General features: G+C 63.7%; 25 protein-coding genes. 11 read left to right on the top strand and 14 right to left on the bottom strand.

All coding sequences use genetic code 11. From position 1 onward, the window contains the following. Positions 1–4 precede the first annotated feature (4 nt). A complete protein-coding gene (locus tag NKJ91_RS04070) occupies positions 5–898 on the top strand; it encodes a LysR family transcriptional regulator (RefSeq protein WP_352454663.1) in 894 nt (297 codons plus the stop codon). A 19-nt stretch (positions 899–917) separates the two neighbouring features. On the opposite strand, the gene NKJ91_RS04065 is transcribed toward NKJ91_RS04070, so the two are convergent. Genes NKJ91_RS04065 through NKJ91_RS04055 form a run of 3 tightly spaced genes read right to left on the bottom strand, consistent with a single transcriptional unit; the run spans position 918 to position 3,358 of the window. Next, positions 918–1,958, bottom strand: coding sequence for a zinc-dependent alcohol dehydrogenase family protein (locus tag NKJ91_RS04065; RefSeq protein WP_352454550.1), 1,041 nt, complete (start codon positions 1,956–1,958; stop codon positions 918–920). Between the two features lie 34 nt (positions 1,959–1,992). Continuing rightward, positions 1,993–2,643 carry a maleylacetoacetate isomerase gene (gene maiA, locus NKJ91_RS04060; RefSeq protein ID WP_352454549.1) on the bottom strand — a complete coding sequence of 217 codons (651 nt, stop codon included), beginning with the start codon at positions 2,641–2,643 and terminating at the stop codon, positions 1,993–1,995. A gap of 4 nt (positions 2,644–2,647) precedes the next feature. After that, a complete protein-coding gene (locus NKJ91_RS04055) occupies positions 2,648–3,358 on the bottom strand; it encodes a fumarylacetoacetate hydrolase family protein (RefSeq protein WP_352454548.1) in 711 nt (236 codons plus the stop codon). Between the two features lie 373 nt (positions 3,359–3,731). Between NKJ91_RS04055 and NKJ91_RS04050 the strand changes: the two genes are divergently transcribed. Then, positions 3,732–4,754, top strand: a complete 1,023-nt coding sequence (locus NKJ91_RS04050) for an acyltransferase family protein (protein WP_352454547.1) — start codon at positions 3,732–3,734, stop codon at positions 4,752–4,754. A 19-nt stretch (positions 4,755–4,773) separates the two neighbouring features. Here the strand turns inward: NKJ91_RS04050 and NKJ91_RS04045 are convergent, their stop codons facing one another. Further along, on the bottom strand, positions 4,774–5,262 hold the full coding sequence (locus NKJ91_RS04045; protein ID WP_352454662.1) for a GNAT family N-acetyltransferase: 489 nt from the start codon (positions 5,260–5,262) through the stop codon (positions 4,774–4,776). A gap of 31 nt (positions 5,263–5,293) precedes the next feature. Next, positions 5,294–6,058: a copper homeostasis protein CutC gene (locus tag NKJ91_RS04040; protein ID WP_352454546.1), complete on the bottom strand. Its 765-nt coding sequence runs from the start codon at positions 6,056–6,058 to the stop codon at positions 5,294–5,296. A gap of 225 nt (positions 6,059–6,283) precedes the next feature. Here NKJ91_RS04040 and NKJ91_RS04035 point away from each other — a divergent pair, with 225 nt between their 5' ends. Then, positions 6,284–6,727 (top strand): SRPBCC family protein, encoded by a 444-nt coding sequence (locus NKJ91_RS04035; RefSeq protein WP_352454545.1) that lies wholly within the window; start codon positions 6,284–6,286, stop codon positions 6,725–6,727. Between the two features lie 119 nt (positions 6,728–6,846). After that, entirely contained in the window at positions 6,847–7,302 is a 456-nt protein-coding gene (locus tag NKJ91_RS04030) for a carboxymuconolactone decarboxylase family protein (protein ID WP_023720025.1), read from the top strand. Between the two features lie 27 nt (positions 7,303–7,329). Here the strand turns inward: NKJ91_RS04030 and NKJ91_RS04025 are convergent, their stop codons facing one another. Beyond that, on the bottom strand, positions 7,330–8,238 hold the full coding sequence (locus NKJ91_RS04025; RefSeq protein ID WP_352454544.1) for a LysR family transcriptional regulator: 909 nt from the start codon (positions 8,236–8,238) through the stop codon (positions 7,330–7,332). Between the two features lie 125 nt (positions 8,239–8,363). Between NKJ91_RS04025 and NKJ91_RS04020 the strand changes: the two genes are divergently transcribed. The 4 genes from NKJ91_RS04020 to NKJ91_RS04005 all read left to right on the top strand — a co-directional run bounded on the left by NKJ91_RS04020 (position 8,364) and on the right by NKJ91_RS04005 (position 11,035). Continuing rightward, a complete protein-coding gene (locus NKJ91_RS04020; protein WP_352454543.1) occupies positions 8,364–8,867 on the top strand; it encodes a nuclear transport factor 2 family protein in 504 nt (167 codons plus the stop codon). Between the two features lie 59 nt (positions 8,868–8,926). After that, a complete protein-coding gene (locus tag NKJ91_RS04015; protein WP_352454542.1) occupies positions 8,927–9,907 on the top strand; it encodes an alpha/beta hydrolase in 981 nt (326 codons plus the stop codon). Continuing rightward, positions 9,904–10,458, top strand: a complete 555-nt coding sequence (locus tag NKJ91_RS04010; protein WP_352454541.1) for a nuclear transport factor 2 family protein — start codon at positions 9,904–9,906, stop codon at positions 10,456–10,458. Before NKJ91_RS04015 ends, NKJ91_RS04010 begins: the two co-directional genes overlap by 4 nt. A gap of 130 nt (positions 10,459–10,588) precedes the next feature. Continuing rightward, complete coding sequence (locus NKJ91_RS04005) at positions 10,589–11,035, top strand: nuclear transport factor 2 family protein (RefSeq protein WP_352454540.1); 447 nt, start codon at positions 10,589–10,591, stop codon at positions 11,033–11,035. A gap of 54 nt (positions 11,036–11,089) precedes the next feature. On the opposite strand, the gene NKJ91_RS04000 is transcribed toward NKJ91_RS04005, so the two are convergent. Together NKJ91_RS04000 and NKJ91_RS03995 are read right to left on the bottom strand one after the other, a co-directional pair. Then, on the bottom strand, positions 11,090–11,521 hold the full coding sequence (locus NKJ91_RS04000) for a cupin domain-containing protein (protein WP_352454539.1): 432 nt from the start codon (positions 11,519–11,521) through the stop codon (positions 11,090–11,092). 70 nt (positions 11,522–11,591) lie between these two features. Next, positions 11,592–12,428, bottom strand: a complete 837-nt coding sequence (locus NKJ91_RS03995; RefSeq protein WP_352454538.1) for an AraC family transcriptional regulator — start codon at positions 12,426–12,428, stop codon at positions 11,592–11,594. Between the two features lie 87 nt (positions 12,429–12,515). Here NKJ91_RS03995 and NKJ91_RS03990 point away from each other — a divergent pair, with 87 nt between their 5' ends. Continuing rightward, complete coding sequence (locus NKJ91_RS03990) at positions 12,516–13,715, top strand: amidohydrolase (protein ID WP_352454537.1); 1,200 nt, start codon at positions 12,516–12,518, stop codon at positions 13,713–13,715. Here the strand turns inward: NKJ91_RS03990 and NKJ91_RS03985 are convergent. From NKJ91_RS03985 to NKJ91_RS03965, 5 genes are all read right to left on the bottom strand, one after another. After that, positions 13,693–15,915: a xanthine dehydrogenase family protein molybdopterin-binding subunit gene (locus NKJ91_RS03985; RefSeq protein WP_352454536.1), complete on the bottom strand. Its 2,223-nt coding sequence runs from the start codon at positions 15,913–15,915 to the stop codon at positions 13,693–13,695. The two genes, NKJ91_RS03990 and NKJ91_RS03985, sit on opposite strands and share 23 nt — an antisense overlap. Then, positions 15,912–16,901 (bottom strand): FAD binding domain-containing protein, encoded by a 990-nt coding sequence (locus tag NKJ91_RS03980; RefSeq protein WP_352454535.1) that lies wholly within the window; start codon positions 16,899–16,901, stop codon positions 15,912–15,914. Before NKJ91_RS03980 ends, NKJ91_RS03985 begins: the two co-directional genes overlap by 4 nt. Further along, positions 16,898–17,383, bottom strand: coding sequence for a (2Fe-2S)-binding protein (locus NKJ91_RS03975; protein WP_352454534.1), 486 nt, complete (start codon positions 17,381–17,383; stop codon positions 16,898–16,900). The genes NKJ91_RS03980 and NKJ91_RS03975 overlap by 4 nt, the downstream gene beginning before the upstream one ends. A 251-nt stretch (positions 17,384–17,634) precedes the next feature. Continuing rightward, positions 17,635–18,615: an NADP-dependent oxidoreductase gene (locus NKJ91_RS03970; RefSeq protein ID WP_352454533.1), complete on the bottom strand. Its 981-nt coding sequence runs from the start codon at positions 18,613–18,615 to the stop codon at positions 17,635–17,637. 128 nt (positions 18,616–18,743) lie between these two features. After that, the gene (locus NKJ91_RS03965) at positions 18,744–19,817 is read right to left on the bottom strand and encodes an alkene reductase (protein ID WP_352454532.1); all 1,074 of its coding nucleotides are present in this window, start codon (positions 19,815–19,817) and stop codon (positions 18,744–18,746) included. Between the two features lie 83 nt (positions 19,818–19,900). Here NKJ91_RS03965 and NKJ91_RS03960 point away from each other — a divergent pair, with 83 nt between their 5' ends. Beyond that, positions 19,901–20,770 carry a LysR family transcriptional regulator gene (locus tag NKJ91_RS03960; RefSeq protein WP_352454531.1) on the top strand — a complete coding sequence of 290 codons (870 nt, stop codon included), beginning with the start codon at positions 19,901–19,903 and terminating at the stop codon, positions 20,768–20,770. A gap of 433 nt (positions 20,771–21,203) precedes the next feature. Here the strand turns inward: NKJ91_RS03960 and NKJ91_RS03955 are convergent, their stop codons facing one another. Further along, positions 21,204–21,854, bottom strand: coding sequence for a hydrolase (locus NKJ91_RS03955; protein ID WP_352451920.1), 651 nt, complete (start codon positions 21,852–21,854; stop codon positions 21,204–21,206). Positions 21,855–22,034: 180 nt separating this feature from the next. Here NKJ91_RS03955 and NKJ91_RS03950 point away from each other — a divergent pair, with 180 nt between their 5' ends. Then, positions 22,035–22,928, top strand: coding sequence for a LysR family transcriptional regulator (locus tag NKJ91_RS03950; RefSeq protein ID WP_023676402.1), 894 nt, complete (start codon positions 22,035–22,037; stop codon positions 22,926–22,928). Positions 22,929–23,632 lie beyond the last annotated feature (704 nt).

Raw genomic sequence — 23,632 nt, 5'->3', positions numbered from 1 at the left:
TTCCATGTCGTCGCCAGATCTCAATCTGCTTGTCGCCCTCAATGTGCTGCTGACCGAGGGCAGTGTGGCGCGTGCTGCCGCGCGGCTGCGCCTCAGTCCCTCGGCGATGAGCCGGACGTTGGCGCGGTTGCGCCAGGCGACAGGCGACCCATTGTTGGTCCGGGCCGGCCGTGGCCTGGTTGCGACGCCGCGCGCGCTCGAATTGCAGCAACAGGTAGGCCGCGTCGTTCAGGATGCGGAAGCGCTGCTGCGCCCGGCCAAGCTCCTCGACCTCTCTGCTCTCGACAAGGTCTTCACGCTGCGCGCCAACGAAAGTTTCGTCGAGGAGTTCGCACCGCGTCTTCTGACCCGTGTCGAAGCGGATGCGCCTGGTGTGCGGCTGCGTTTTGCGCCGAAATCCGACAAGAACGACATGTCGTTGCGTGACGCGGCGGTTGATCTCGAAATCGGGGTTGCCAGTGAAACGAGCCCTGAAATGCGCATTCAGGCGCTGTTTCGCGACCGCTTCATCGGTGCGGTGCGAACGGGTCACAGGCTGGGCGAGGGCCCAATGACGCCGGAACGCTATGCGGCCGGCCGCCACATTAGCGTTTCGCGGCGCGGCCGCGAAAGGGGCCCGATCGACGAGGCCTTGAAGCGGCTGGGACTCGAACGGACGATCGTGTGCATGGTTTCCAGCTTCTCGGCCACGCTCGCCATGGCGCGCGCCTCCGATCTGATCGCCAGCGTCCCCGAACGGCACACGCTGGGCGCGCGCACGGGCATGTACAGCTTCCCGTTGCCGGTCGATATCGAGGAGGTCACCATTTCGATGCTGTGGCATCCGCGACTCGATGCCGATCCGGCACAACGCTGGCTGCGAGCCTGCGTGCGGGAGGTCTGCGCGTCGTTTCGCTGATCCAGACTCAGGGCGTGATCTAGAATCTGGTCACCACGCCGATGCCTATGCCTTCGAAGCCGCCCATCGCCATCAATGCGGCCGGCGCCTCTTCGAGGCTGATCTTCTTGCCGACCAGCAGTTCGGGTTTCAGCTTGCCGGTGCGGATCATCTCCATCATCGCCTGGTAGCGGAAGGCCTGCATGCCGTGGCTGCCGCGGATTTCGAGCTCGAATGCGATCACCTTGTCCATCGGTATCTGCGGCCTGGCATGGTCGCCGAGCATCAGGCCGACCTGCACGTGGCGGCCGCGGCGGCGCAGGTTTGCGATCGAGTTGAACGAGGTACTGGGGTGGCCGAGCGCGTCCATCGACATGTGCGCGCCGCCATTGGTGATCTGCTTGACCGCCTTGACCACGTTCGGCGTCTTTGCCGCGTTGATCGTCGCCACCGCGCCGATCTTTTTGGCAAAGTCCAGCTTCTCGTCGGTGAGGTCGATGGCGACGACATTGGCGCCCATGGCGCTGGCGATCATGATCGCCGACAGGCCGACGCCGCCGCAGCCATGCACGGCAACCCATTCGCCGGGGGTCACGCGGCCCTGATCGACGATGGCGCGGAACGAGGTGACGAAGCGGCAGCCGAGGCTGGCGGCGGTGGCGAATTCCATCTCGTCGGTCAAGCGCACGAGATTGGTGTCGGCATGGTCGATGGCGACATATTCGGCGAACGACCCCCAGGCGCTGAAGCCTGGCTGGAACTGGTGCTCGCAGACCTGGTGGTTGCCCGAGGTGCATTCGAAACAGCGGCCGCAGCCGACGGCGAAAGGCACAGTGACACGCTCACCGGTCTTCCAGCGGGTCACCTGCTTGCCCACCGCGGCGACGACGCCGGCAAGCTCGTGGCCGGGCACATGCGGCAGGCGGATACCGTCGTCGTGCCCCATCCAGCCATGCCAGTCGCTGCGGCAGAGGCCGGTGGCCTCAACCTTGATGACGACGCCTTCCGGCGCCGGCGTCGGATCCGGCACGGTCTGGATCGTCGGCGCCTCGCCGAATTTTTCGAAGACGACGGCTTTCATCGGCTGTTCCTCATGACTTCATGCGATTTGCGGTCTATTCGGCATCGATCTGGTTCTCAGGCGCGGCCTTCTGGAACGCCGGCAGCGCCATGCAGGCGACATTGATGCGCGAGATCGTCGGGTAAGGCGTCATGTCGACGCCGAAACGGGCATTGCTGGTGACCTGTGCGACCAGACAGATGTCGGCCAGCCCCGGCGTGTCGCCATGGCAGAATGTCTTGGTCTCGGGCGAGGAAGCCAGAATCTTTTCAAGCGGCTGGAAGCCTTCGTTGACCCAGTGCCGGAACCAGTTGACGACATCCTGGTCGCCGGCGCCGAACAGTGTGCGCAGCGAGGTCAGCACGCGCAGATTGTTCACCGGATGGATGTCGCAGGCGATCATCTGCGCCAGCATCCTGACGCGGGCGCGGCCAGGCGCATCCTTGGGCAGCAGCGGCGGCTCAGGCGTGGTCTCGTCGAAATATTCGATGATCGCCAGCGATTGCGTCAGCAGCGTGCCGTCGTCCAGGACCAGTGCCGGCACCAGCCCTTGCGGATTGACCGCGAGGTAGGCGGGTTCGAGATGCTCGCCGTGGCGCAAATGATGCGGCACGTAGTCGTAGGACAGGCCCTTCATCTCCAGCGCGATCCGCACCCGGTAAGAGGTCGAGGAGCGGTAGTAGTTATGGAGGACGATGTCGCTCATCGGTTCATGAACTCGGTTGGCCGATGGTCAGTTCGATTTCGCCGATGCCGTCGACGCCACCGGTGATCTTTTCGCCCGGCCCGACCGCGCCGACACCGGCGGGCGTGCCGGTGAAGATCAGGTCGCCGGGCCGGAGTTCTACCGCCTCGCTGCAAATCGAGACGATGTCGGGAACCGGCCAGATCAGTTCGGCAAGGTCGCCGTCCTGCCTGATCTCGCCGTCGACCGCGAGCCAGATGCAGCCCTTGTCGGGATGACCGGATTTTTGCGCCCGAACCAGCGGGCCGCAGGGCGCTGAACGGTCGAAGGCTTTCGACCAGTCCCACGGCCTTGCCGCCTTTTTCGCCTCGTCCTGAAGGTCGCGGCGAGTCAGGTCGACGCCGACGCCGTAGCCCCAGACATGGTCCAGCGCCCGCTCGCGCGGTATGCGAAAGCCGGCTCTGCCGATCGCGACGACCAGCTCGATTTCGTGATGCAGGTTTTGGGTCAGCGGCGGGTAGGGGATCGTGGTGCCCGAACCGACTGCCGCGTCGACCACTGCGTCGCCTGGTTTGGTGAAGAAGAAGGGAGGGTCGCGCTCGTCATTGCCGAGCTCGCGGGCATGAGCGGCGTAGTTGCGGCCGACGCAGAAGATCCGGCGCACCGCAAAACGCTCCGGCGAGCCGGCCACGGCCACCGACGGGGTTGCGGGCAAGGGAAGGACGAAGCCGGTCATGCACTGTCTCTGTTCAGTGGATATGTCGCTGGCACATTCGACCGATTTGGCCGGTCGGGCAAGGCATTGCATCGCGCAAAGGCTAGGCCTGCCGCGTTGCGTCGCGGAAATCGCCGGTACATTTTGCTCTGCCGGCCAAGATGGCAATGTACTATTTGGGAACAAGCCGGCCACGGCGCGAAGCGCCTGCCGCCAACGCCTGAGACTGTCGACCGTTGGTTTCGGGGAACGGACATGACAGCCCCTTTCGGTCCGTCCCCCTACTTCGGGCGTGTCGTTATCTCGCACTTGCACAAAGCTCTGGTGCGCTGCAATATAGCTGGAGGAATGCGGCCTCCAGCCCACCTTTCGCAGGTTCAATGAAGGGACCGGCATGACGGACATCTCCGCGACGCGTCTTGTCGTGTCCAGGCCTGTGGCCGATAGCTCGGCAAGAACCAGGCTTGCCTATCTCGACGGCTGGCGCGGCCTGTCGATCGCGCTGGTGCTGATCGGCCATTTCTTCCCCGTTCCCGGCATCAATCTCGGCGTCCTGGGCGTCGAATTCTTCTTCGTGCTCAGCGGCCGGCTGATGGCCGAGATCCTGTTTGTCGAATACTATCCGCTGAAGAAATTCTTCAAGCGCCGGTTCTCCCGCATCTACCCGGCACTGCTGATTTTTGTCGTCGCCGCGATGGTTGCCTTGTCCGGCACATTCATCGCCTTCAAGTCGAAGGCGGCGCTGACGGCGCTGACGTTCACCTACAACTATGCCGGAATTCTCGTCACCCGCGCCGGCGCGCTCGACCATATCTGGTCGCTCTGCGTCGAAGAGCACGCCTATATCATCCTGGCGCTGATCAGCGTCGTCGTCTCGGGGCGGTCCCGGGTCATCATGTTGCTCGGTGCATTGTCGGTGCTGGCCATGGCAAACGGCGCCATCTCCTACTGGGTGCTCGCAATAGGCTACGAGGGCACCTATTGGCGCACCGACGTGCACATCGCCTCGATCCTGCTGTCGGCGGTGTTATGCCTGCTCAAGGCCGACGACAGGCTGCCGACACTGCTCAAGGGGCCGCACGTTGCCCTGGCGGCCACAGTCGTGGCTGTGCTCCTTTTCATGGCTGCCGTGCCAACCCCCATCCACTATCTGGTCGCGGTGCCGCTGCTGGCGCTCGCCGTCAATTTGCTCGACTTCAGCAGCCGGTATCTGACCGGGTTTCTATCGTCCCTGCCGATGACGATGCTGGGGCTGTGGTCGTATTCGCTGTATCTTTGGCAGCAGCCCTTTTATCAATTCGTCGACATAAAAGGCAGTTCGCCGTGGTTGATGCTGGCGGCGGCGTTCGCTTGCGCGCTGTGCAGCTACTACATCATCGAAAAGCCGGCCCGCTCCTGGCTGAACCGCAATTGGTAGGGCGAACGGCGCCCGCCGTTTAGCCGGCGATCCGTCTTGCATAATACCGCACGGCTTTCCTGCCGCCGTGGATTACCGCGTCGCCCACTTCCGCAAAGCCGATTGCGGCATGGAAGGCGTCCGAAGCCGGATTGGGTGGCTCGGCATTGACTTCGCAGGTGACGATCGCCTGGCCCACGCGTGACGCCTGCTCGAACAGATCCTCGTACAGCCGGCGGGCATGGCCGCGCCCGCGCGCTGCGGCGGCGACCACGACGCGATCGACATAGACGAACCGCGGGTAGCGCTCGCGAAACCACAGGAAGTTCGGGCTGTCGTAACTCGCGTGCTGGTCGAAGGTCATGATGAAGGCTTCGAGCGCACCGATACGGCGCGCGTAAAACGCTTCGCCGAGCAGGAAGGACAGGCGCTCAGGTTCGAGCCATGATAGTTCCGCAGCGTGCTCGTTGTTGAGCGCGAGGATGGCGAGCTCATCCTGCGGCGAAACCCGTTCGATCGGCAAACGCATTTCGATCATGTTTTTGTTCGATCTTCCAGGATCATGCCCGGGCAGCGGCGATGGTCGCCGCCACCAGCGCCTCGTCGGTCACGGTGTTGCGGTATTCGCGGTCGAGGTCGGTGCCGCCCATGCCGACCCCTGGGTTGCGGTAACGCATGGCGCTCGGCATGTCCTTGAGCGCGGCGAAGTGCATTTCGCTCAACCCGGTTTTCCTCCGCACCTTGCCGATGTTCTCGGGATCAAGCCCGCCGCAGCCGAGGATGATGATGCGGTCGCCGGCTTGCCTGACAAGATCGGCGAGCAGGTCAGCGCCCTCGAGCGCCGTGTCGCGCTGGCCGCTGGTCAGCACGCGGCCGACCTTGCAGCGGATCAGCGTCTCCAGCGCCTCTGTCGGGTCGTGGGTCATGTCGAAGGCGCGGTGGCAGGTGACGTTCAAGCTTCCCGCCGCCTTAACCAATTCGCTCATGCGCTGTTCGTCGATAGTGCCGTCGGCAGCGAGGCAACCGACGACGACACCGGCGACGCCGAGCTCGGCAAGCGCGCCGACGTCGGCGAGCATCGAACGATATTCGGCTTCGCTATAGAGAAAATCGCCGCCGCGCGGCCGCACGATGACGTGGAACGGGATCGTCGCCAGCTCGAGCGCCGTGCGCACCGTGCCGAAGCTCGGTGTGATGCCGCCTTCGATCAGGCTGGCACAGAGCTCGACACGGTCGGCGCCGGCGGCTTGCGCGGCCAGCAGGCCGTCTATGCCTTCGACGCAGATCTCGATCAGCGGGAGGCGAGGGCGTTCGGTCTCGGTCATGGGCGATCCGTCGATGATTTCAGCTAGCCAGCGGTAGCATCGGGCATGGTGCGATGAAAGCCGGAAGTGTTGGCTCAATGTGCTTGCGGGCGCGCCTGCCATTCCGCCGCTTGACACATTCATAACTTAAGCGTTATACGTAACTCATAGCTGGTGGGTTATTGGTTCTCATGGAGAGCGCGTTGTTGATAGCCCAGCCAAACCGCAAACAACGGGTCCGAAGTCATGACTGAAGCAACCACAATCGAAACCAAATCCATTGTCGTCGAGCGTCTGATCCCGCATGCGGCTGAAAAGATATGGCGCGCACTGACCGTGCCGCATCTAGTTGCCGAATGGCTGATGGAGAACGACTTTGCGCCTGAGCAAGGCCATCGCTTTACCTTTCGCGCGACGCCGGTGCCTGGCTGGTCCGGCGTGACGAACTGCGAGGTGCTGAAGATCGAGCCGCCACGCCTGCTAGCCTACAGATGGGGCGACGGCACCGAATCCGACAGCGGTCTGAAGACCGTGGTGACATGGTCGTTGACGCCCGAAGGTACAGCGACGCGGGTGCGCATGGAGCATTCCGGGTTCCGGTCCGAGGACGAGCGCGGCTATATCGGCATGGGAAGCGGTTGGCCGCGCATTCTCGAGCGGCTTGAGCGGGTGACTGCCTCGCAAAGCTGAAGATCCCGGCGCTCGCCTTGCCGCAACGCGGCAGCCGGCGAACTGACAGAACCAAGAAATATCGAGACCCCGGATGTTCGTCGTCCGGGCTTGAAAAAACACGCCCGAAGGAGACTACTATGCAAGCACGATTGAAAAACCCGGTGATGCTCATTCCCGGCGCCTTGCAGGCGCTGCTCGCGCTGGACAAGTCGACAGAGACTGCCGACCTGTCCTATGTGACGCGCAAGCTCGTCCATTTACGCGCCAGCCAGATCAACGGATGCAGCGTGTGTATCGATATGCATGCGCGCGAATTGAAGAAGGCCGGCGAAAAGGACGAGCGCGTCTTCACCGTGTCAGCCTGGCGCGAAACACCTTACTTCACCGACGCCGAACGCGCCGCACTGGCGCTGACCGAGGCGGCAACCCGGTTGGCCGACCGGCCGGATCCGGTGCCGGATGCAGTCTGGGACGAGGCCGCCCGGCACTATGACGAAAAGGCGCTTGCCGCCCTGGTCGTCCAGATTGCCCTGATCAACGCATTCAACCGGCTCAACGCAACCACCAGGCAGATGGTCGGCGCCTGGGGCTGAACGGGGCCGGGTTCTCGAAAAGCCACATCAGATCCGCAGCTTGTGCGAATTCGCGCGGACGAAGTCGATGAAGGCCCGCAGCTTCGGCGGTACCAGGCGGCGGCTCGGATAATAGAGGTGGAGCGGCTCGTAAGCGGGACAGAAAGGCTCCAGCACCTTGACCAGCGCGCCTGAGGCGAGAAGCGGCGCGGCGAGGCCCTCGACCGCGAAGGCGAGGCCAAGCCCTTGCGCGGCGGCGGTAATGCACAGCGGAAGCGTGTTCACGACCAGACATGCGTCCGGCGTGAATGCGACTTCGCGTCCCTCCACGATGAACTCCCAGGGTGAAATCGTGCGGGTGCGGGTGAGGGCGAATGCGATGCAGCGATGGGCGGCGAGGTCTGCCGGCCGTTTCGGTGTGCCGTTGCGCGCCAGATAATCGGGGCTGACCACCACGACCATCTGCAGGGGCCCGCCCAGGCGCGCGCCGATCATATCTCTCTCGAGAAGCTCGCCGATGCGCAGGCCGGCATCGAAGCCCTCGGCGGCAATGTCGACGAAGCTGTCGTCGAAGATCAGATTGAGCCGCACTTCGGGATAAGCATCCATGAACGGCCGCATCAGCGGCTCGATCAGCAGCGGAGCGGCGATCCACGGCAGGCTGAGCCGCAGTGTTCCGGCGGGACGATCGCGGCTCTCGCGCAGAGCCGCACCAGCCGCCCAGATGTCTTCGGCTGCCGGGCGCACATGGTCGAGGTAGTGGGCGCCAGCCTCGGTCAAGCCAACGCTGCGGGTCGTGCGGTTGAGCAGCCGCACCCCCAGACGCTCCTCGAGCCCCTTGACCGCCTCGCTCAACGAGGCCGGAGCGACGCCGAGCTCGGCGGCGGCGCGGGTGAAGCTCCTGGCCTCGGCGACTTTCACGAAGGCGACGATGCCGCTGAACTGGTCGAGGCGCATTGTAAGGATTTTCCAAATAGCCCTGTCGAACTCTACTGGTTTTTCCGGCGAACAAAAAGCCTCATGTTGGGCTCGACGAACGGGCTCGCTGTTGCGTGGCTCGAACAGGCAGGGAGAAAGGACCGATGACCAGGCTCGCTTCGCTCGCCGCCGGCGCTCTTCTGGCGGCGTCTGCCGCCTCGGCGCACGGCGGTCCGCTGGAAGATCGCAATATCCAGCTCGTCAAGGACTATTACGCAGCTTACGCGACCGGCAATCCCGAGGCCGTCCGGTCCTTCCTTGCGTCCGACATCGTGTGGCGCATTCCCGGCCATCATCCGCTCGCCGGCGACAAGCGCGGGCCGGACGAGGTGGTCGCCTTCTTCCGCGGCCTGGCCGACGGCAAATTCAAGGCCGGGCCGATCTTCTTCCAGGCGCAGGGCGACCTCGTCGTCGACGTCCATCGCGGCTGGTCGAATGTCGGCTCAGGTCCCGAGATCGACCAGCTCTACGCGCTGATGTTTCGCATCCAGGACGGCAAGATCGCCGAGGCACAGAATTTTTTGACCGACATGTACCAGTCGGACGCCTTCTACTGGGCGCATTACCCGCTGAAGCCGCTGCCCGGCCGACTGGCTGGCCAGCGCTGAGACGGCGGTCTTTCTCGCAACGCGCAGCGCTTCTCACTCCAAGCCAAAGGAGACTTGCGATGCTTAAAACCCTGACACTTGCCGTAGCAACCACCGCCGCGCTCGCCGCCTCCAATGCCGTCGCCGCACCGCGCGTCGAGCGCGTCACATTCTCCTCGCATGGTGAGCAGCTTGTCGGCGAGCTCTATTTGCCAGAGGATCTGGACGCGGCAAAACCTCGGCCGGCGCTGGTCGTGACCGGCGCCTGGATGACGGTGAAGGAACAGATGCCGGCCCGCTACGCCCGCGAGATGGCCGATCGCGGCTTCGTCGCCTTGACCTTCGATTTTCGCGGCTGGGGCGAAAGCGGCGGCATGCGCCGCCAGTACGAGGATCCTAACGCCAAGATCGCCGACATCGAAGCGGCGGTCGCCTATCTCGCGACCCGGCCCGAGACCGATCAGGACCGCATCGGCGGGCTCGGCATTTGCGCCAGCTCCGGCTATATGGTCACCGCCGCGGCAGGAAACGCCGCGATCAAGTCGGTCGCCCTCGTTGCGCCCTGGTTGCAGGATGCCGAAGTGGTCGAGCAGACCTATGGCGGCAACGACGGCGTCGCCAGGCTTGAAGCCGCCGGCGATGCGGCCGAGACCGAGTATCGCCGCACCGGCAAGCAAACGTTCTTGCCGGCCGCGAGCCTGACCGAGCGCGCGGTCATGTTCAAGGTGCCTTACTACACCGAGCCCGATCGCGGCATGCTCCCGGCCTGGCGCAACGAGGCCGATCCGGCGTTCTGGCGCGGCTGGTTGGGGTTCGATGCGATCCGGGCGGCTCCGCGCCTGAACCAGCCTTTTCTGATGGTGCACAGCGAGGCGGCTGCCATTCCGCAGGGTGCGCACAAGTTTTACGCGCGGCTGACCAGCTCCAGGCGGGAGCTGTGGCTCGACAACGTCACCCAGTTCGATTTCTACGACCGTGCCGCGCCGGTGAAGGCGGCGAGCGATGCCGTCGCCGCGCATTTCCGCGCAACGCTGGGCGGTGCGGGGGAGGCGGGACAATGAGCCTCGTCACCCGCCGGCATGTCCTGGTCTCGGTGGTTTCCGCTGCGATGATTTCCGCGGTCTCGACGCCCGCCTCGAGCGCATCGGGAGATGCGCTGACGGTCGACGACAGGATCGCTATCGCGGAAGCGATTGCCGGGATTGGCCTCTATGCCGATCTGCGTGAATGGGACCGGGTCAGATCCTATTTCGCGGCCCGTGTCACGACCGACTATACCAGCCTCTTCGGCGGCGAGGTCACGACCAGCGGCCGCGACGCGCTGATCGCCCAATGGCAAGGGCTGCTGCCGGGCTTCGACGCCACCCAGCACCTCATCACCAACATCACCGTCGAGGGCGCGGGCAATGACGCGGTCGCACGCAGCCATGTCCGCGCAGCCCACTGGATCGACGGGCGGTTCTGGACGGTCGGCGGCAGCTATCTCCACCGGCTGGTGCGGACGCCGGAAGGCTGGCGCGTCAAGGCAATCTCCATCCGCCGCTTGTACGAAGAGGGGGATCGCGCCGTGCTGGCCGCCGCTGCCGGCCGGGTAAAGGCGGAGGCCAAATGAGTGTTCGGGTTAGCGCATGCCCAATCGCGCGGCGAGGTTGCTCGGGGCATCGGCAACGTGAATATTGATCGAAATGTCGGGGCAGGCTTGGCGCATGCGGCATTAGTGCCGCCAACCGCGGAGACAGGACATGACCCTTTCATTGCAGGAGGTTTCCGATAGGCTTGAGATCGAACAGCTGCTTGTTCGCTATTGCTATGCGGTGGACGATCGCGACTGGGAAGCCTATCGCAAAATATTCACACCCGATGCCGTGCTTGACGACACTGTAACAGGTGGAATCAGGAGCGGTGTGGACGAGCATGTTGCTTACATGAAAGGCGCCCTTTCGAAGATATTGATCTCGCAGCACGCCATTTCGACAATCCTTCTGGATCTCCGAGGGGATGAGGCCAGCGCGCGCGTGCATTGTTCATGCCCGATGGTGGTCGACCTCGGCGAAGGCAAAAGGCAGGTCTTCTTCCAGGGGCTTTGGTATCGAGACCGCGTCGTACGCACGTCCGAGGGCTGGCGCATAAGTGAACTTGTCGAGGAAGGCTATTGGAATCACAATTTGCCGGAGGGATTCGCGTTCTGACGGCTGTTACGCGCCGTGCTGGATCCGCCCGGACGCCGTTTTCAGACGTGGCAGCTACTGGCGCAACACCGTGTTCTTGGTGCCCTCTTCGACCTGGTCTATGACCAGCAGCTTGACCGGATCGGCGCCGACATTGGTCGCCTGATGCCATTGCCCGATCATCTCGATGATGAAATCACCTGTTTGATAGGTGTTGCTCTTGCCGGTCTCGACGTTGGTGACCTGAAGCGTGCCGGCCTCGACATAGGCATAGCGCGGAAACGGATGCTTGTGGACCGGCAAGGTCGCGCCCGGCGCGATCTGATAGGCCGAGACCAGGACCTGGACGTTCTTCTGCGGCAGCGTGATCGGCTGGCCGGATGCAGTCTCGGTGCGAGAGGCAAGCGGGGTCACGACAACCGGCGTGCCGCTGGCGTCCAGCGCCTGGGCAGCCGTTGCGGATAGAACTGCCGCGAGCAGCAGCGTCGAAGCCAAGATTTTTCGCATGATTCCCCCCGAGCTGCGTCAGCATTGCGCAGCAAGCATTGGCGCGCAAGCTTGTCTGTTCAGGAGCGCCTTATCCCGCTCTTCTGAACATGCCTGGCGTCATGCCATGCATGGCCCGGAAGGTACGGGACAGATGGCTCTGGTCGGCGAAACCCGCCGCGATGGCGGCGTCGGCGAGGCCAAATCCCCGTTCGATCAGCGCACTCGCCCGGCGCAATCGCCGGTCGCGGATATAGGCCGCCGGCGTCAGGCCAATTACCTTGTTGAAGTCGCGGATGACCTGGAACCGGGTCACGCCAGCCGCGCCGGCAAGCCGCTTGAGGTCGAGCTGCGGGCCAAGCTCGCTTTCGACAAGATCGCGGTAGAGGGAAAATCTTCGCTGCGATCCGGAGCTTTCGATCTCTTCGGCCTGTCCGCTCGAGTCGCCATGCCGAACGATCAGCCGTCGCAGCGCCACGAGCAGGGACGTCTCGGCCGTCATTGAGTCTGGGGACGTCGAGCCTTGGTGTGCTGACATCAATGCTGCGGCGAGACCACTGTCTTCGATAGTCGCGCGCGAAAACACCGGAGCGCCGTCGCGGCCGAGTTCGCGGGCAAGCGCGGTTATCAGCGGCACCGAAGGATAAAACGTCCGGTAGGCCCAACCTTCGTCCGCCCCGCGTTCGCCGTCATGCCACTCCTCTGGATTGACGACGGCAATGGCGCCTGCCGGAGCGAGAACGCTTTGACGTCCGATGCGAATACGCTCGCAGCCGGAGGTGATCAGGGCGACCACATAGGTCGGGTGCGTGTGCAGTTCGTAGCGGTGCTGGGTGAAGCGCGCCTCGAACAGGCCAAGGTCGGGAAAGCACGGATGGCGCCAGTATTTCCCGGTCTCCGCCGCTTGCACGTCTTTCGTCTTCGCCATGGTCAATCCGGTTCAAGACGCCTCTCATCCGGCTGTCTAAGAGTAGATCAAACCACGCCGCACCTTGTCGGCGAGAGAGGAGGCGTCATGCTGCATAATGACCGGATCGCCGCGCTGACACCAGAGGTCATAGGCTGGCGGCACCATCTCCATGCCAATCCGGAGCTCGGATTCAATGAATACGAAACGGCCCGTTTCGTTGCAGAGAAGCTGCGCTCCTTCGGCGTCGACGAGGTGCATGAAGGGATCGGCGGCACCGGCGTCGTCGGTGTCCTGCGCAGCGGTGGCGGCGCACGCGCCATCGGCCTTCGCGCCGAGCTGGACGCGCTTCCGGTGCTGGAGAAAACCGGCTTGGCCTATGCCTCCAGGAAAGAAGGAGTAATGCACGCCTGCGGCCATGACGGCCACACCGCCATGCTGCTCGGTGCCGCCAAACTGCTCAGTCAATCGCGCGCCTTCGACGGCGCCGTCACTTTCATCTTCCAGCCGGCCGAGGAAAACGAGGGCGGCAGCATGCGCATGATCGAGGACGGCCTGTTCAAGCGCTTTCCGGTCGAAGCGGTCTATGCGGTCCACAACTGGCCGGGCATCAGGCTGGGGACGATCGCCGCCCGCGTCGGGCCGCAAATGGCGGCCGTCGATAATTTCGAGCTGACCTTCGAGGGTCTTGGCGCTCATGCCGCCATGCCGCAGCTCGGCGACGACCCGATCCTGGCCGCCAGCGCCTTCGTGCAAGCCGTCCAGCGCATCGTCAGCCGCTCGGTCGACCCGCAGAGCGCGCTTGTCGTCAGCATCACGCAGATCCATGGCGGCAATGTCGGCAACATCGTGCCGGGCAAGGTCTGGCTGCAAGGCACCTGCCGCTTCTTCGAGCACGGCCTTTCCGACCATTGCGAGAGGCTGATCGGCGAGATCGCACAAGGTATTGCCGCCGCGCATTCGCTCAAGGCCAGGCTCGACTACAGGAAGGGCTATCCGCCGCTGATCAATACGGCGGATGCGACGGCCCGCGCCGTCGAGGCCGCCGCCTCCGTCGTCGGCCGGGAGAATGTCTTGACCGAGTTCAGCCCCAGTCTCGGTTGCGAGGATTTCGCTTTCATGATCAGCGCCGCCGGCGGCTGCTATGCGTGGATCGGCGCCGGCGAGGTCGGCCCGGGCGAAGGCCTGCACGGCGACCGCTACGTTTTCAACGACGAGATCGTGCCGACGGTGATGCGCTATTACGTCAACCTCGTCGAGCAGACGCTTCCACGGGCCGATCCTTCTACAGCAGTTTTTCCGGCGTGATCGGCAACTCCCGGATCCGCTTGCCTGTGGCATCGAAGACGGCATTGGCCACCGCAGCGGCAACGCCTGTGGCGCCGAGTTCGCCGATGCCTTTGCCGCCGATCGGGCTGGCATGCTCGTCCACCTCGTCGACGAAGTGGATTATGATATCGCCGGGAATGTCGGCGTTGACCGGAATGGCGACCCCGGAAAGGTTCTTTGACAAGAACCGCCCTAGCACTGGTTCGTGCCTGCTCTGCTCCATCGCCGCCATGCCCCAGCCCCAGATGATGCCGCCCGTCATCTGGCTGCGTGCGGTGCGGGGATTGACGATGCGGCCGGCGCTGTAGCTGCCGACGGCGCGACGAAGCCTGAGCAGGCCGAGCCCCGGATCGACGCCGACCTCCATGAAAATCGCGCCGAAAGTGCGCATGGCGAGGCCTTTGCCATGCTGCGCCGGATCGAACGAGCCGGAGCCGACGATCTCGCCGATGTCGGTATGGCTCATCACGTCGGCGATCGTCTGACCGCCGGCAGCGCCTCTGCGGCGAATCTTGCCGTCCTGCATCTCCACCTCGTCCGGCAGCAGATTGGCAAGACGGGCAAGCTGCGAACGCGCATCTTCGGCAGCGGCAAGCACCGCCGCGCCCACCCCCATGGTCGATGACGAGCCATAGGTCGGCCCCGCCTCCGGCAGCTGTGTATCGCCCATTTCCAACTCGATCCTCTCCATCGGCAGGCCCAGCACGTCGGCCGCGATCTGCGGAAAGATGGTGAGTGTTCCGGTCCCTATGTCCTGGGTGCCGGTGCGGATGAGCACCGTGCCATCCCGGTGCAACCTGACCTCGGCTGCAGGCGTCGGGTTGCGGAAACAGCCCATGCTGCAGGTCGCCATGCCGTAGCCGATCAGCCAGTCGCCGTCGCGTTGCGGCTTGCGCGGGCGCTCGCGCCAGCCGAACAGGCGGGCGCCTTCCTCATAAGCCTCGCGCAGCTTCTTCGACGACCAGGGCTGGCCGGTGGCCGGATCCGTGTCCGCATAGTTGACCAGACGCAGGTCGAGCGGATCGATGCCGAGGCGGTGGGCGAGCTCGTCCATCGCGCTTTCAAGCGCCCAGGTGCCCGGACCCTCGACCGGCGCGCGCAGCGGCGTCGGCATGGCGACGTTTGCGCGCTCCACGCGCTGGCTGAGACGCATGGCCGGCGTGGCGTAGAGACCCTTCGAGGCTTCGGTGGCGAACTCGACGAAATCGTCGGTCACGGTGGTCAGGTTGACCACGTCCTGCTGCACGGCCGTCAGCTTGCCCGACCTGTCCGCCGCCAGCACGATCTTCTGTGCCATGCGCGGCTGATAACCGAGGCAGGAATAGGCATTGGCGCGGCTGAGCGCCAGCCTGACCGGGCGCTCCATGATGCGCGCGGCGGCGGCGGCCAGCACCTGATGCGGCCAGATCCAGCCCTTGCCGCCGAAGCCGCCGCCGGTATGGCGGGAAATCACGCGGACCTTCTCGGCCGAGACATTCATGCGGGCGGCAACCACCTGGCGGACACCGTAGACGTGTTGCGTGGCGTCGTGCAGCGTCAGCTCTCCGTCATTCCATTCGGCGAGCGTCGCCGAGGGCTCCATGGCGTTGTGATGGCGCGACGGCTGCAGGTAGACGGCTTCGACCATGGCGGCAGCGTCAGCAAGCCCGCGGTCGACCTCGCCCTTGGTAAACGTCGGCTCCAGGAACAGGAAGCCGCTCTCCCTCGGCACGACCGCAGCCTTGTCGATGGCGGTCCACTCCGGCGGTGCCGGCAATTCCGGCTCGGCGAACTCGTAGCGCAATGCGACGCGGCGGGCACCGGCCTCCGCCGCCTCCAGCGTCTCGCCCAGCACAATGGCAAGCGGCTGACCCTCGTGACGTATCTCGTCGCCCTGCATGGGCATGAAGCTCTGCGCTGCCGGCGGGCCTTCGGCCTGCTGCATCTGCGTATCCGGCTCGGCCCTCGGCGATGCGAACCGGCCGAATTTGGGCATGTCCTCATGCGTGAGCACACGCACGACGCCTTCCTCGGCGAGCGCATCGTCGACGACGATCGATGTCACGCGGCCGGCGGGAACGGGCGCGGTCACGAGTACCGCATGGAGCAGATCGGGGGCAAAATAGTCGGCCGCATAGCGGGCGCGGCCGGTCACCTTGACGCCGCCGTCAGGGCGGGCAACAGGCTGGCTGATCATCATGACGGCATCCTCGCTGCTCTTTCGATCGCCCGCAAAGCGGCGGTCTTGGCCAGTTCGATCTTGTAGGCGTTCTGCGACAAGGGACGCGCTTCGGCGAAGGATTGCTCGATAGCGGTGCTCAACGCCTCGCGATCGCCGATTTCGGCACCGGCGAGCTGCTCCTCGGCGGCGCTCAGCCGCCACGGCCGCAGCGCGACGGACCCCAGCGCCAGGGCAGCCCGACGAATGATTTGGCCGTCCATCTCCAGCACAACGGCGGCGGAGACGATGGCGTATTCGTAGGATTCGCGCTCGCGCACCTTGAGGTAAGCCGATCGCGGCGCCGGCGCCGGCAGCTCGATTGCCGTGATCAGTTCGCCTTGCTGCAACACATTGTCCGACTCGGGCCGCGTATCGGGAAGCAGGTGGAATTCGGCTGCCGGAATGCGCCGGCCGCCGCTGCGGTGCGCGGTGACGATGACCGCATCAAGCGCTGCCAGCGCCACCGCCGGGTCGGATGGCTGGGTGGCGACGCAATCCTCGGTCCAGCCGAATATCGCGTGATTGTCGTTGATGCCATGCAATGCCGAGCAGCCGGAGCCGAGCTGACGCTTGTTGCATGGCAGCTGCTCTTCGGCGCGGAAATAGGCACAGCGCGTCTTCTGCAGCAGATTGCCGCCTATCGTTGCGAGATTTCTCAGTTGCGGCGATGCGGCGTTGAGGATCGCCTGGCTCAATACCGGATAATCGCGCATGACCAGCGCATGCTGCGCGACATCGTTGAGATGCGTCAGCGCGCCGATCGTCAAGCCGCCGCCGGGCAGTGCCTCGACCTGATCCAGCCCGTCGAGGCGGGAGATATCGATGATCCGCGCCGGCCCGGCAATGCCAAGGCGCAGCCAGTTGAGCAATTCGGTGCCGCCGGCGAGAAAGGCGCTGTCGGGCGCCGCACCGGCCGCGATCGTGTCGCCCAGGCTATCGGCGCGCGCGTAGACGAATGGGGTCATTGGCTCACCCTCCCGGCCGCCGCGCGCACCGCCTCGACGATTTGCGGATAGGCCGAGCAGCGGCACAGATTGCCGCTCATCCATTCGCGGATCTCGGCATCGGAGCCGGTATGTCCCTCCTCGATCAGCGCCGCCGCCGACATCACCTGGCCGGGCGTGCAGAATCCGCACTGAAAACCATCATGATCGATGAACGCCTGCTGCACGGGATGAAGCGCATCGCCGTCTGCCAGCCCTTCGATCGTCGTGACCTCGCGTCCCTCGCAGGACACGGCAAGTATCATGCAGGCATTCACACGCCGTTCGTCGAGATGCACGGTGCAGGCGCCGCACTCGCCGAAATTGCATCCCTTTTTCGTTCCGGTCAGATGAAGCCGCTCGCGCAGCAGGTCGAGCAGCGTGACGCGGGGATCGAGATCGGAAAGGCTGTGATCCTCTCCGTTCACCCGCAACCGCAATAGGTGCCGATCGTGGAAGTTCATGTGGGGTACCTCGAAGCACATGCCGTACTCGCCGCAAGGACTCGTCCAGCAAGCAGCCACCCACCTGTCGAGGCGAAAATAGGGCGGTCGATTCCGGTGAAAAGGCGCTGCCGGTCAGGGAAGGCTAAAAAACGCGCATTTGAGATTTGCGGCGGAGCGGAAAGGCCCTGCATAACTGTGGTTCACGGCCGTCCCAACATGAGCCGAATGCAGACGGTCCCCCCTTTAGGGACGATTACCATGAGCTGAAGTCACCTGGTGAGGTCTAAGATTATCTTTCCGGGAGCATGGCCGGTGCGATTGCGCTCGATCGCGGATGCCAGATCGTCGAAGCCGACCACTTCTGCAATCGTGGACCGCAGCGAGCCGTCAGCGATCTCTTGAGCGATTGTGGCTAGGCGCGCGGTGTCAGGTTTGACTGACAACCAGATGCCATGACGGCCTGCCGGGGCGCGCGAAACCACATCAGTTGCAGCGATGCTGGCCAGGACGCCGCTAGGCGATAGGACCGACCAAGATTTGTCTAAGACCTGGCCCCCGACAAGATCGACGATAAGGTCAATGTCGCTCGCAAGAACCTCGAAGTTCTGTTTCTGGTAATCGATCACTTCGTCAGCGCCCAAGGCTTGGACATGGGCCACGCTCTTGGTTGAGGCTGTAGCATAGACGGTCGCTCCAGCCGTCTTGGCGAACTGGACAGCGAAGCTGCCCACCCCACCAGCCGCGCCGTGGATCAACACCCGCCGCCCCCGAAGGTCGAAATCGGCGACCTGAAGGACTTGCCATGCCGTCATCGCTGCCACCGGTACTGCCGCCGCGTCAATGTCTGACAGGACCGCAGGCGTCTTGACGAGTTTTTCGGCATTTATCAGCAAATGGTCAGCATAAGCGCCCAGGCCACCCAGCGCGGCCATGACCCGGTCTCCGACCCTCACGCCTTCGACGTTGGAGCCGGTCCGCAGCACGACCCCCGCCATTTCGATGCCAAGCGTCGCGGGCAAAGATAACTTGAATTTGTCGCGGACGTAGCCTTCACGGATTTTCCAGTCGATTCCGTTTACTCCGGCAGCCTTGACCTGGACGAGCACTTGGTCGGGACCAGGCTCGGGGGCGGATAGCCAATCGACTTTCAAGCTCTCTGTGCCGCCATATGCTTGAAGACGTAGGGCCCGGCCGGAGCCAAGCGGTTCAACCCGGCCGGGGGCGCTTTGGAAGTCATTGTGTTGGTTCATCAGGCCTCGCCTTCCTGTTGGACGATATAGTTTGAAGTCTCTCAAGAAGAACATCGAATTATGCAGTCCACCTCGGGTGAGAAATTGTTATTAGACTGCTGGCGCTTGGGAAGTTACTTGCTTGCGCTTTACGCGCTCAAAGCAGGATAGTCGGTGTAGCCCAGGGTGGTGCCACCATAGAAAGTGGCTTGGACTGCCGCATTCAGCGCCGCATTGGTCTTCAACCGTTCAACAAAGTCCGGATTGGCCAGGACCATCTGGCCGTAGGACTCCTGATCGGCCAGCCCCGAAGCTACGTCGGCGCCGATCTGGTCACGCGGACGACTTGGCCGATTGAGGATCAACGATTGGTGCCAGAGCTTACGGATATCGGCCAGCAGCGCCTCGTCGCCCTGGTGCATGATGTGCACGTAAGCGAGCCCGAGCTTGTCGAGTTCGGCGACCAGATAGCGGTAGAGGTCCGGCCCTTCGGCGCCTTCGTCGATCCCCCATATCGTCGTCCCGGGTGACAGGCGGATCGCGGTGCGGTCCGCGCCAATCTCCTCGGCGATCGCCGTGGCGACTTCGATGGCGAAGCGCGCTCGGTTCTCGATCGACCCGCCATATTCGTCCGTGCGCGTGTTGGCGCTGGGCGCGAAGAACTGCTGGACTAGGTAGGCGTTCGCGCCATGAATCTCGATGCCGTCGGCGCCGGCCTCGATCGCCGAGCGGGCCGCGTGGCGGAAATCGGCGACCGTCTGGCGCACCTCTTCGGTCGTAAGCGCGCGCGGCGTGGGGATATCCTGCATCCCGGTCATCGTGAACATACCCGCCCCCGGCGCGATCGCGGAGGGCGCGACGGCTTGGCGGTGATGCAGCGTATTGTCGGGATGCGACATGCGCCCGGCGTGCATCAGCTGGATGAAGATGCGGCCGCCCTTGTCGTGCACGGCAGAAGTGATCTTCCGCCAGCCGGCGACATGGGCGGGCGTGTAGATGCCCGGGGTGGTGAGATAGCCCTGGCCGTCATCCGAGGGCTGGGTGCCTTCGGTGACGATCAGGCCGACGCCGGCGCGCTGGGAATAATATTCGGTGGCCAGCTCGCCCGGCGTGCCGTCGAACCCGGCGCGGCTGCGGGTCATCGGGGCCATGACGAGGCGGTTAGGCAGAGTGTAGCGGCCGACGCGGACAGGGGTGAATAAGGGACTCATTGGGATCTCCATTTGCTGGAGCCCTTGTCCACTATTCCAATGTCGGGATAAATCCGGCAAAAGTGAAATCAGTATTCCAAATATGGAGCAATATCGTGAGCCACTTGAACGACATGGCGCTGTTCGTGGAGGTGGCGAGAGCGAGGAGCTTCCGAAAGGCGGCTGAGGCTCTGGGCATGCCCAACTCGACTCTGTCGCGACGTATCAGCGCGCTGGAGAAGGCGATCGGCCTGAGGCTTCTGCATCGAACGACGCGCAGGATCGAGCTCACCGAGGCCGGCCAGCTCTATTACGAACGAAGCAAGCGCATCGTCGACGAGGCACGGCTCGCACACGAGCAGCTCGGCGCCATGCTGGAGCAGCCGAGCGGTGTCCTGCGGGTCTCGCTCCCGGTCGACTTCGCCACGCTTTACCTGACGCCGATCATCGTCGATTTCGTGCGGCACTATCCCGGCATCACCTTCGAGTTCGACCTGACCCCGCGCCGCGTCGATTTGGTGGCCGAGCCGTTCGATGTAGCGATCCGCATCGGCGAGCTGGAAGACTCCAGCCTGATCGCTCGCCTGATCGGGCGCCACGCGCGCCACCTCTATGCATCTCCTGGCTACATCGAAGCGTCCGACGAGCCGGCGACACCGGCGGATCTGGCGGAGCATGAATGCATCTGCATGCCGAAGATCTGGACCTTGCATCAGGGGACGAACAAGGTCGAAGTCGAGGTTGGAGGCCGCTTCACTGTCAACAGCGTCGGGATGATCCGCGCCCTGGCGGTCAACCACCAGGGCATCGCCCTGCTTGCCGAGAAGATCGTCGCCGAAGATTTGGCCTCGGGCAGGCTCCGGCGTGTCCTGCCCGAATGGCAGGGATCGTCGGTCAGCATTCACGCCGTCACCGAAACTCGCCTCATTCCAGCCAAGACCCAGCGCTTCATCGAATTCCTGTCCGCCAGGCTGGTGGAAACTTGACCCAGATCGTTACGCGGAAAAAAGTCGGACGGCGGCGCGCTGCATCGCGCCTTAGCGTCGAAAAGACGGTGGCTCGCCGGAGTCGATGAAGCTGAGAAATACGAATTTGCCATACCCCTACACCAGAATGCACCAGAGTCGCCAAAAATGCGCAAACGTGACCGGACGGCGCAGAAGCCCTACGCCTCGCCGGCGGGCCGACACCGACGCTCAGGGAGCGGGCCATCGCTCTACCGCGAGGGCGGGGCGAGGTGCGCACGGCTGAACTCACGGCCATCGGCATCCCCGATGCTATCTATCCAGGATGTGCGACGAGCGACTGCTCGTGAAGGTGGGTTCGGCATCACAAGGCTTCCCTCTGAGGTGAGATGGCGAGGGCCGGCAAACGGATCGATTCCGACCCTCACCGAAATGCTCGCCATCCCGGCCCGAATCAGCCTTCGCTCGGCACAGGCGTCTTGAGGAGTTGTTGCTCCCACAGGAAGGCGATGCCGCTGCCGCCGAAGTGCTGGATGAGAATCTCGGTCAGCTCTTCGACATGCTCGGTGCGCGCCCAGTCGCGCTGCCATTCGCCAGCGAGCGCCATCACGGTCATCATGTTTGCGCCAGCCGCGATCATCCGCTGGATGGCGATCTGGTGGGACTCGGTCGAAACGCCGCCCGACGCATCGGTGATCACGGACACGTCCCAGCCTTCGCCGAGGGCTTGGATGACAGGCATCGCGACGCAGACTTCGGTCCAAAGGCCTGCGATAATCAGTTGTTTGCGGCCGGTCGCCTTGACCACGTCCACCACCTTCTCGTCCTGCCAGGTGTTCACCCAAGTCCGGTCGATCACTTCCTGCCCCGGGAAGACGTCAGTGATCTGCTTGAAGAGGATCCCGCCACGACCCGCGATCACGCTGGTGAGAATGGTCGGAACATTGAAGGCTTTTGCTAGCTTCGCCAGCGCGGTCGCGTTGTTGACCACAGCTTGCGGATCGTGGCTGTTCAGGTTCGCGAGTTGGTAAGGCTGGTGGTCGATCAGAACGAGTACCGAGTCTTCAGGACGAAGAAGCGAATCAAGGCCGTTGCGAGGGGTCATCAAGACTTCCTTTCTCTGCCGCCATGGACGGCAATCTTTCTCTGCCGCTATGGACGGCAATGGGTTCACGGGAGACATGCGCCAGCGGGCGACGTTGCCTGGACGCAATTTGCCGTTCCTTTTGGTGATGCAGTAGTGCCATAATCAGGCAAGCTGTGTCGCGAAATGAGGAACGCTGAATTGGACATCGAAGATCTACAGACATTCGTCGCAGTGGCCGATGCAGGGGGCGTATCGGCCGCCGCGCGCCGGCTCGGCGTCTCCAAGTCAATCGTCAGTCGGCGGCTCTTTCGGGTTGAAGCGGAACTTGGCGTCCAGCTTCTTGCACGAACGACCCGCGGCGCCGCGCTCACCGAAGCGGGAATCGCGTTCAGAGACCATGCGGCCCGGGCCAGCGCAGAGATCGATACGGCTCGGGAAACGATCCTCCCCACCGGTGAGCTGCGCGGCCGCCTGAGGGTTGCCATGCCGCTTACTTTCGGCGCGACCCACTTCGCCCCCGTGCTCGCGGAAATGGCGCGTCTGCACCCGAAGCTTCACATCCATACTTCCTACAGCGATCGCTTCGTCGATCTCATCGCAGAAGGTTTCGATTGCGCGATCCGGGGCGCCTACCTTCAAGACTCCAACCTGATCGCGAAGCGCGTCGGGCCGATCCATGGAAAGCTTGTCGCAAGCCCGGATTATATCGAGGTGCACGGGTCACCCGAGACTCTGGACGAACTCGTCACCCATCAGGCCCTCATGCAGGGAACGGAAGCCTGGCAGTTCATAAATGGCAGCAAGATTGTTACGGTCCAGCCGCAGGGCAGGTTCAAGGCCGATAGCGCCACGGCGCTTGCCGCCGCGGCGGCGGCAGGTCTCGGCATCGCCTGGCTCCCCGATTGCATCACACATGAATATGTGGCCTCCGGCGCGCTGGTCCCGATCATGACACGCTATCCGGTACCTCCGGGGGCCGCGTATGTCGTCCGACCGCCGGGTCAGCATCCCACGCGGAAAGTGCGGGTGCTCACCGAGATGCTGATTGAGTACTTCAAACGGAACACGGATCTTTGGGGTCTTGACAACTAGGACACGAACGGTGCGAAGCCTCCCCACCGGCAGGAGGCACGGGGGTAAATTCTCCAGGCAACGCCGCAGGCGCGACGTCCACGCGGATCATGTTCAACCGAGTAGGCGTTGAGATCTTGCCTGTGCAGATCTGGCGCGAGGCCTCTCCGCTTTGTCCCAGCGACGCCTCGCGCGCGCAGGCTCAAAGCTATGCAATCCGCCGTCCACGAACACCTCGCGCCCGTCTGTAAGCTGCTGTCGTTGAGGCAGCGACGGCAAGTAATAACGGGCGGCAACGTTCGGACGCCGCCGCGGCGAACTGAACGGCGCACTCGGGCGCGAAGCCGCCGGTCATCAGTATTTCCGCGCGGTAGCCGCCGAATAGGCGTGGGCGGGCGAGCCTGCTATTCCACGCCTGATTTCATCGGTCCTCGATGCTCTGACACTCTGGAAGCAGGACTATCGAGATCGACGCGTAGGGAGAAATTGCACGCTGGCGCGCAATATCGCGCTATGGCGTAGAAGAGACAGTGGCTCCCCGGGCCGGATTCGAACCAGCGACCAACCGGTTAACAGAGGTTTTCCGTTGACTTTCTCTGGACCGTCTTGCGACAGCCTGAAACATCAGAAGCTCATGTAATGTAAGGCATTTTTTGTTCTTCCGTGTCTCGCGTCGTCGCATCGCATCTCGACAAAGCGCGCGGGTTTATGTAGATCATTGTGTA

Origin of the sequence: Mesorhizobium sp. M0040 (assembly GCF_040323505.1) — a bacterium.
In the GTDB taxonomy this organism is placed as follows: domain Bacteria; phylum Pseudomonadota; class Alphaproteobacteria; order Rhizobiales; family Rhizobiaceae; genus Mesorhizobium.
The sequence above is the reverse complement of the archived record's forward strand: the minus strand, read 5'-3'. Positions and strand labels throughout refer to the sequence as shown.

Coding starts and splice junctions, on each gene's coding strand:
- NKJ91_RS04070 (WP_352454663.1), top strand. CDS start 5: ATGTCGTCGCCAGATCTCAATCTGCTTGTCGCCCTCAATGTGCTGCTG.
- NKJ91_RS04065 (WP_352454550.1), bottom strand. CDS start 1,958: ATGAAAGCCGTCGTCTTCGAAAAATTCGGCGAGGCGCCGACGATCCAG.
- maiA (WP_352454549.1), bottom strand. CDS start 2,643: ATGAGCGACATCGTCCTCCATAACTACTACCGCTCCTCGACCTCTTAC.
- NKJ91_RS04055 (WP_352454548.1), bottom strand. CDS start 3,358: ATGACCGGCTTCGTCCTTCCCTTGCCCGCAACCCCGTCGGTGGCCGTG.
- NKJ91_RS04050 (WP_352454547.1), top strand. CDS start 3,732: ATGACGGACATCTCCGCGACGCGTCTTGTCGTGTCCAGGCCTGTGGCC.
- NKJ91_RS04045 (WP_352454662.1), bottom strand. CDS start 5,262: ATGCGTTTGCCGATCGAACGGGTTTCGCCGCAGGATGAGCTCGCCATC.
- NKJ91_RS04040 (WP_352454546.1), bottom strand. CDS start 6,058: ATGACCGAGACCGAACGCCCTCGCCTCCCGCTGATCGAGATCTGCGTC.
- NKJ91_RS04035 (WP_352454545.1), top strand. CDS start 6,284: ATGACTGAAGCAACCACAATCGAAACCAAATCCATTGTCGTCGAGCGT.
- NKJ91_RS04030 (WP_023720025.1), top strand. CDS start 6,847: ATGCAAGCACGATTGAAAAACCCGGTGATGCTCATTCCCGGCGCCTTG.
- NKJ91_RS04025 (WP_352454544.1), bottom strand. CDS start 8,238: ATGCGCCTCGACCAGTTCAGCGGCATCGTCGCCTTCGTGAAAGTCGCC.
- NKJ91_RS04020 (WP_352454543.1), top strand. CDS start 8,364: ATGACCAGGCTCGCTTCGCTCGCCGCCGGCGCTCTTCTGGCGGCGTCT.
- NKJ91_RS04015 (WP_352454542.1), top strand. CDS start 8,927: ATGCTTAAAACCCTGACACTTGCCGTAGCAACCACCGCCGCGCTCGCC.
- NKJ91_RS04010 (WP_352454541.1), top strand. CDS start 9,904: ATGAGCCTCGTCACCCGCCGGCATGTCCTGGTCTCGGTGGTTTCCGCT.
- NKJ91_RS04005 (WP_352454540.1), top strand. CDS start 10,589: ATGACCCTTTCATTGCAGGAGGTTTCCGATAGGCTTGAGATCGAACAG.
- NKJ91_RS04000 (WP_352454539.1), bottom strand. CDS start 11,521: ATGCGAAAAATCTTGGCTTCGACGCTGCTGCTCGCGGCAGTTCTATCC.
- NKJ91_RS03995 (WP_352454538.1), bottom strand. CDS start 12,428: ATGGCGAAGACGAAAGACGTGCAAGCGGCGGAGACCGGGAAATACTGG.
- NKJ91_RS03990 (WP_352454537.1), top strand. CDS start 12,516: ATGCTGCATAATGACCGGATCGCCGCGCTGACACCAGAGGTCATAGGC.
- NKJ91_RS03985 (WP_352454536.1), bottom strand. CDS start 15,915: ATGATGATCAGCCAGCCTGTTGCCCGCCCTGACGGCGGCGTCAAGGTG.
- NKJ91_RS03980 (WP_352454535.1), bottom strand. CDS start 16,901: ATGACCCCATTCGTCTACGCGCGCGCCGATAGCCTGGGCGACACGATC.
- NKJ91_RS03975 (WP_352454534.1), bottom strand. CDS start 17,383: ATGAACTTCCACGATCGGCACCTATTGCGGTTGCGGGTGAACGGAGAG.
- NKJ91_RS03970 (WP_352454533.1), bottom strand. CDS start 18,615: ATGAACCAACACAATGACTTCCAAAGCGCCCCCGGCCGGGTTGAACCG.
- NKJ91_RS03965 (WP_352454532.1), bottom strand. CDS start 19,817: ATGGAGATCCCAATGAGTCCCTTATTCACCCCTGTCCGCGTCGGCCGC.
- NKJ91_RS03955 (WP_352451920.1), bottom strand. CDS start 21,854: ATGACCCCTCGCAACGGCCTTGATTCGCTTCTTCGTCCTGAAGACTCG.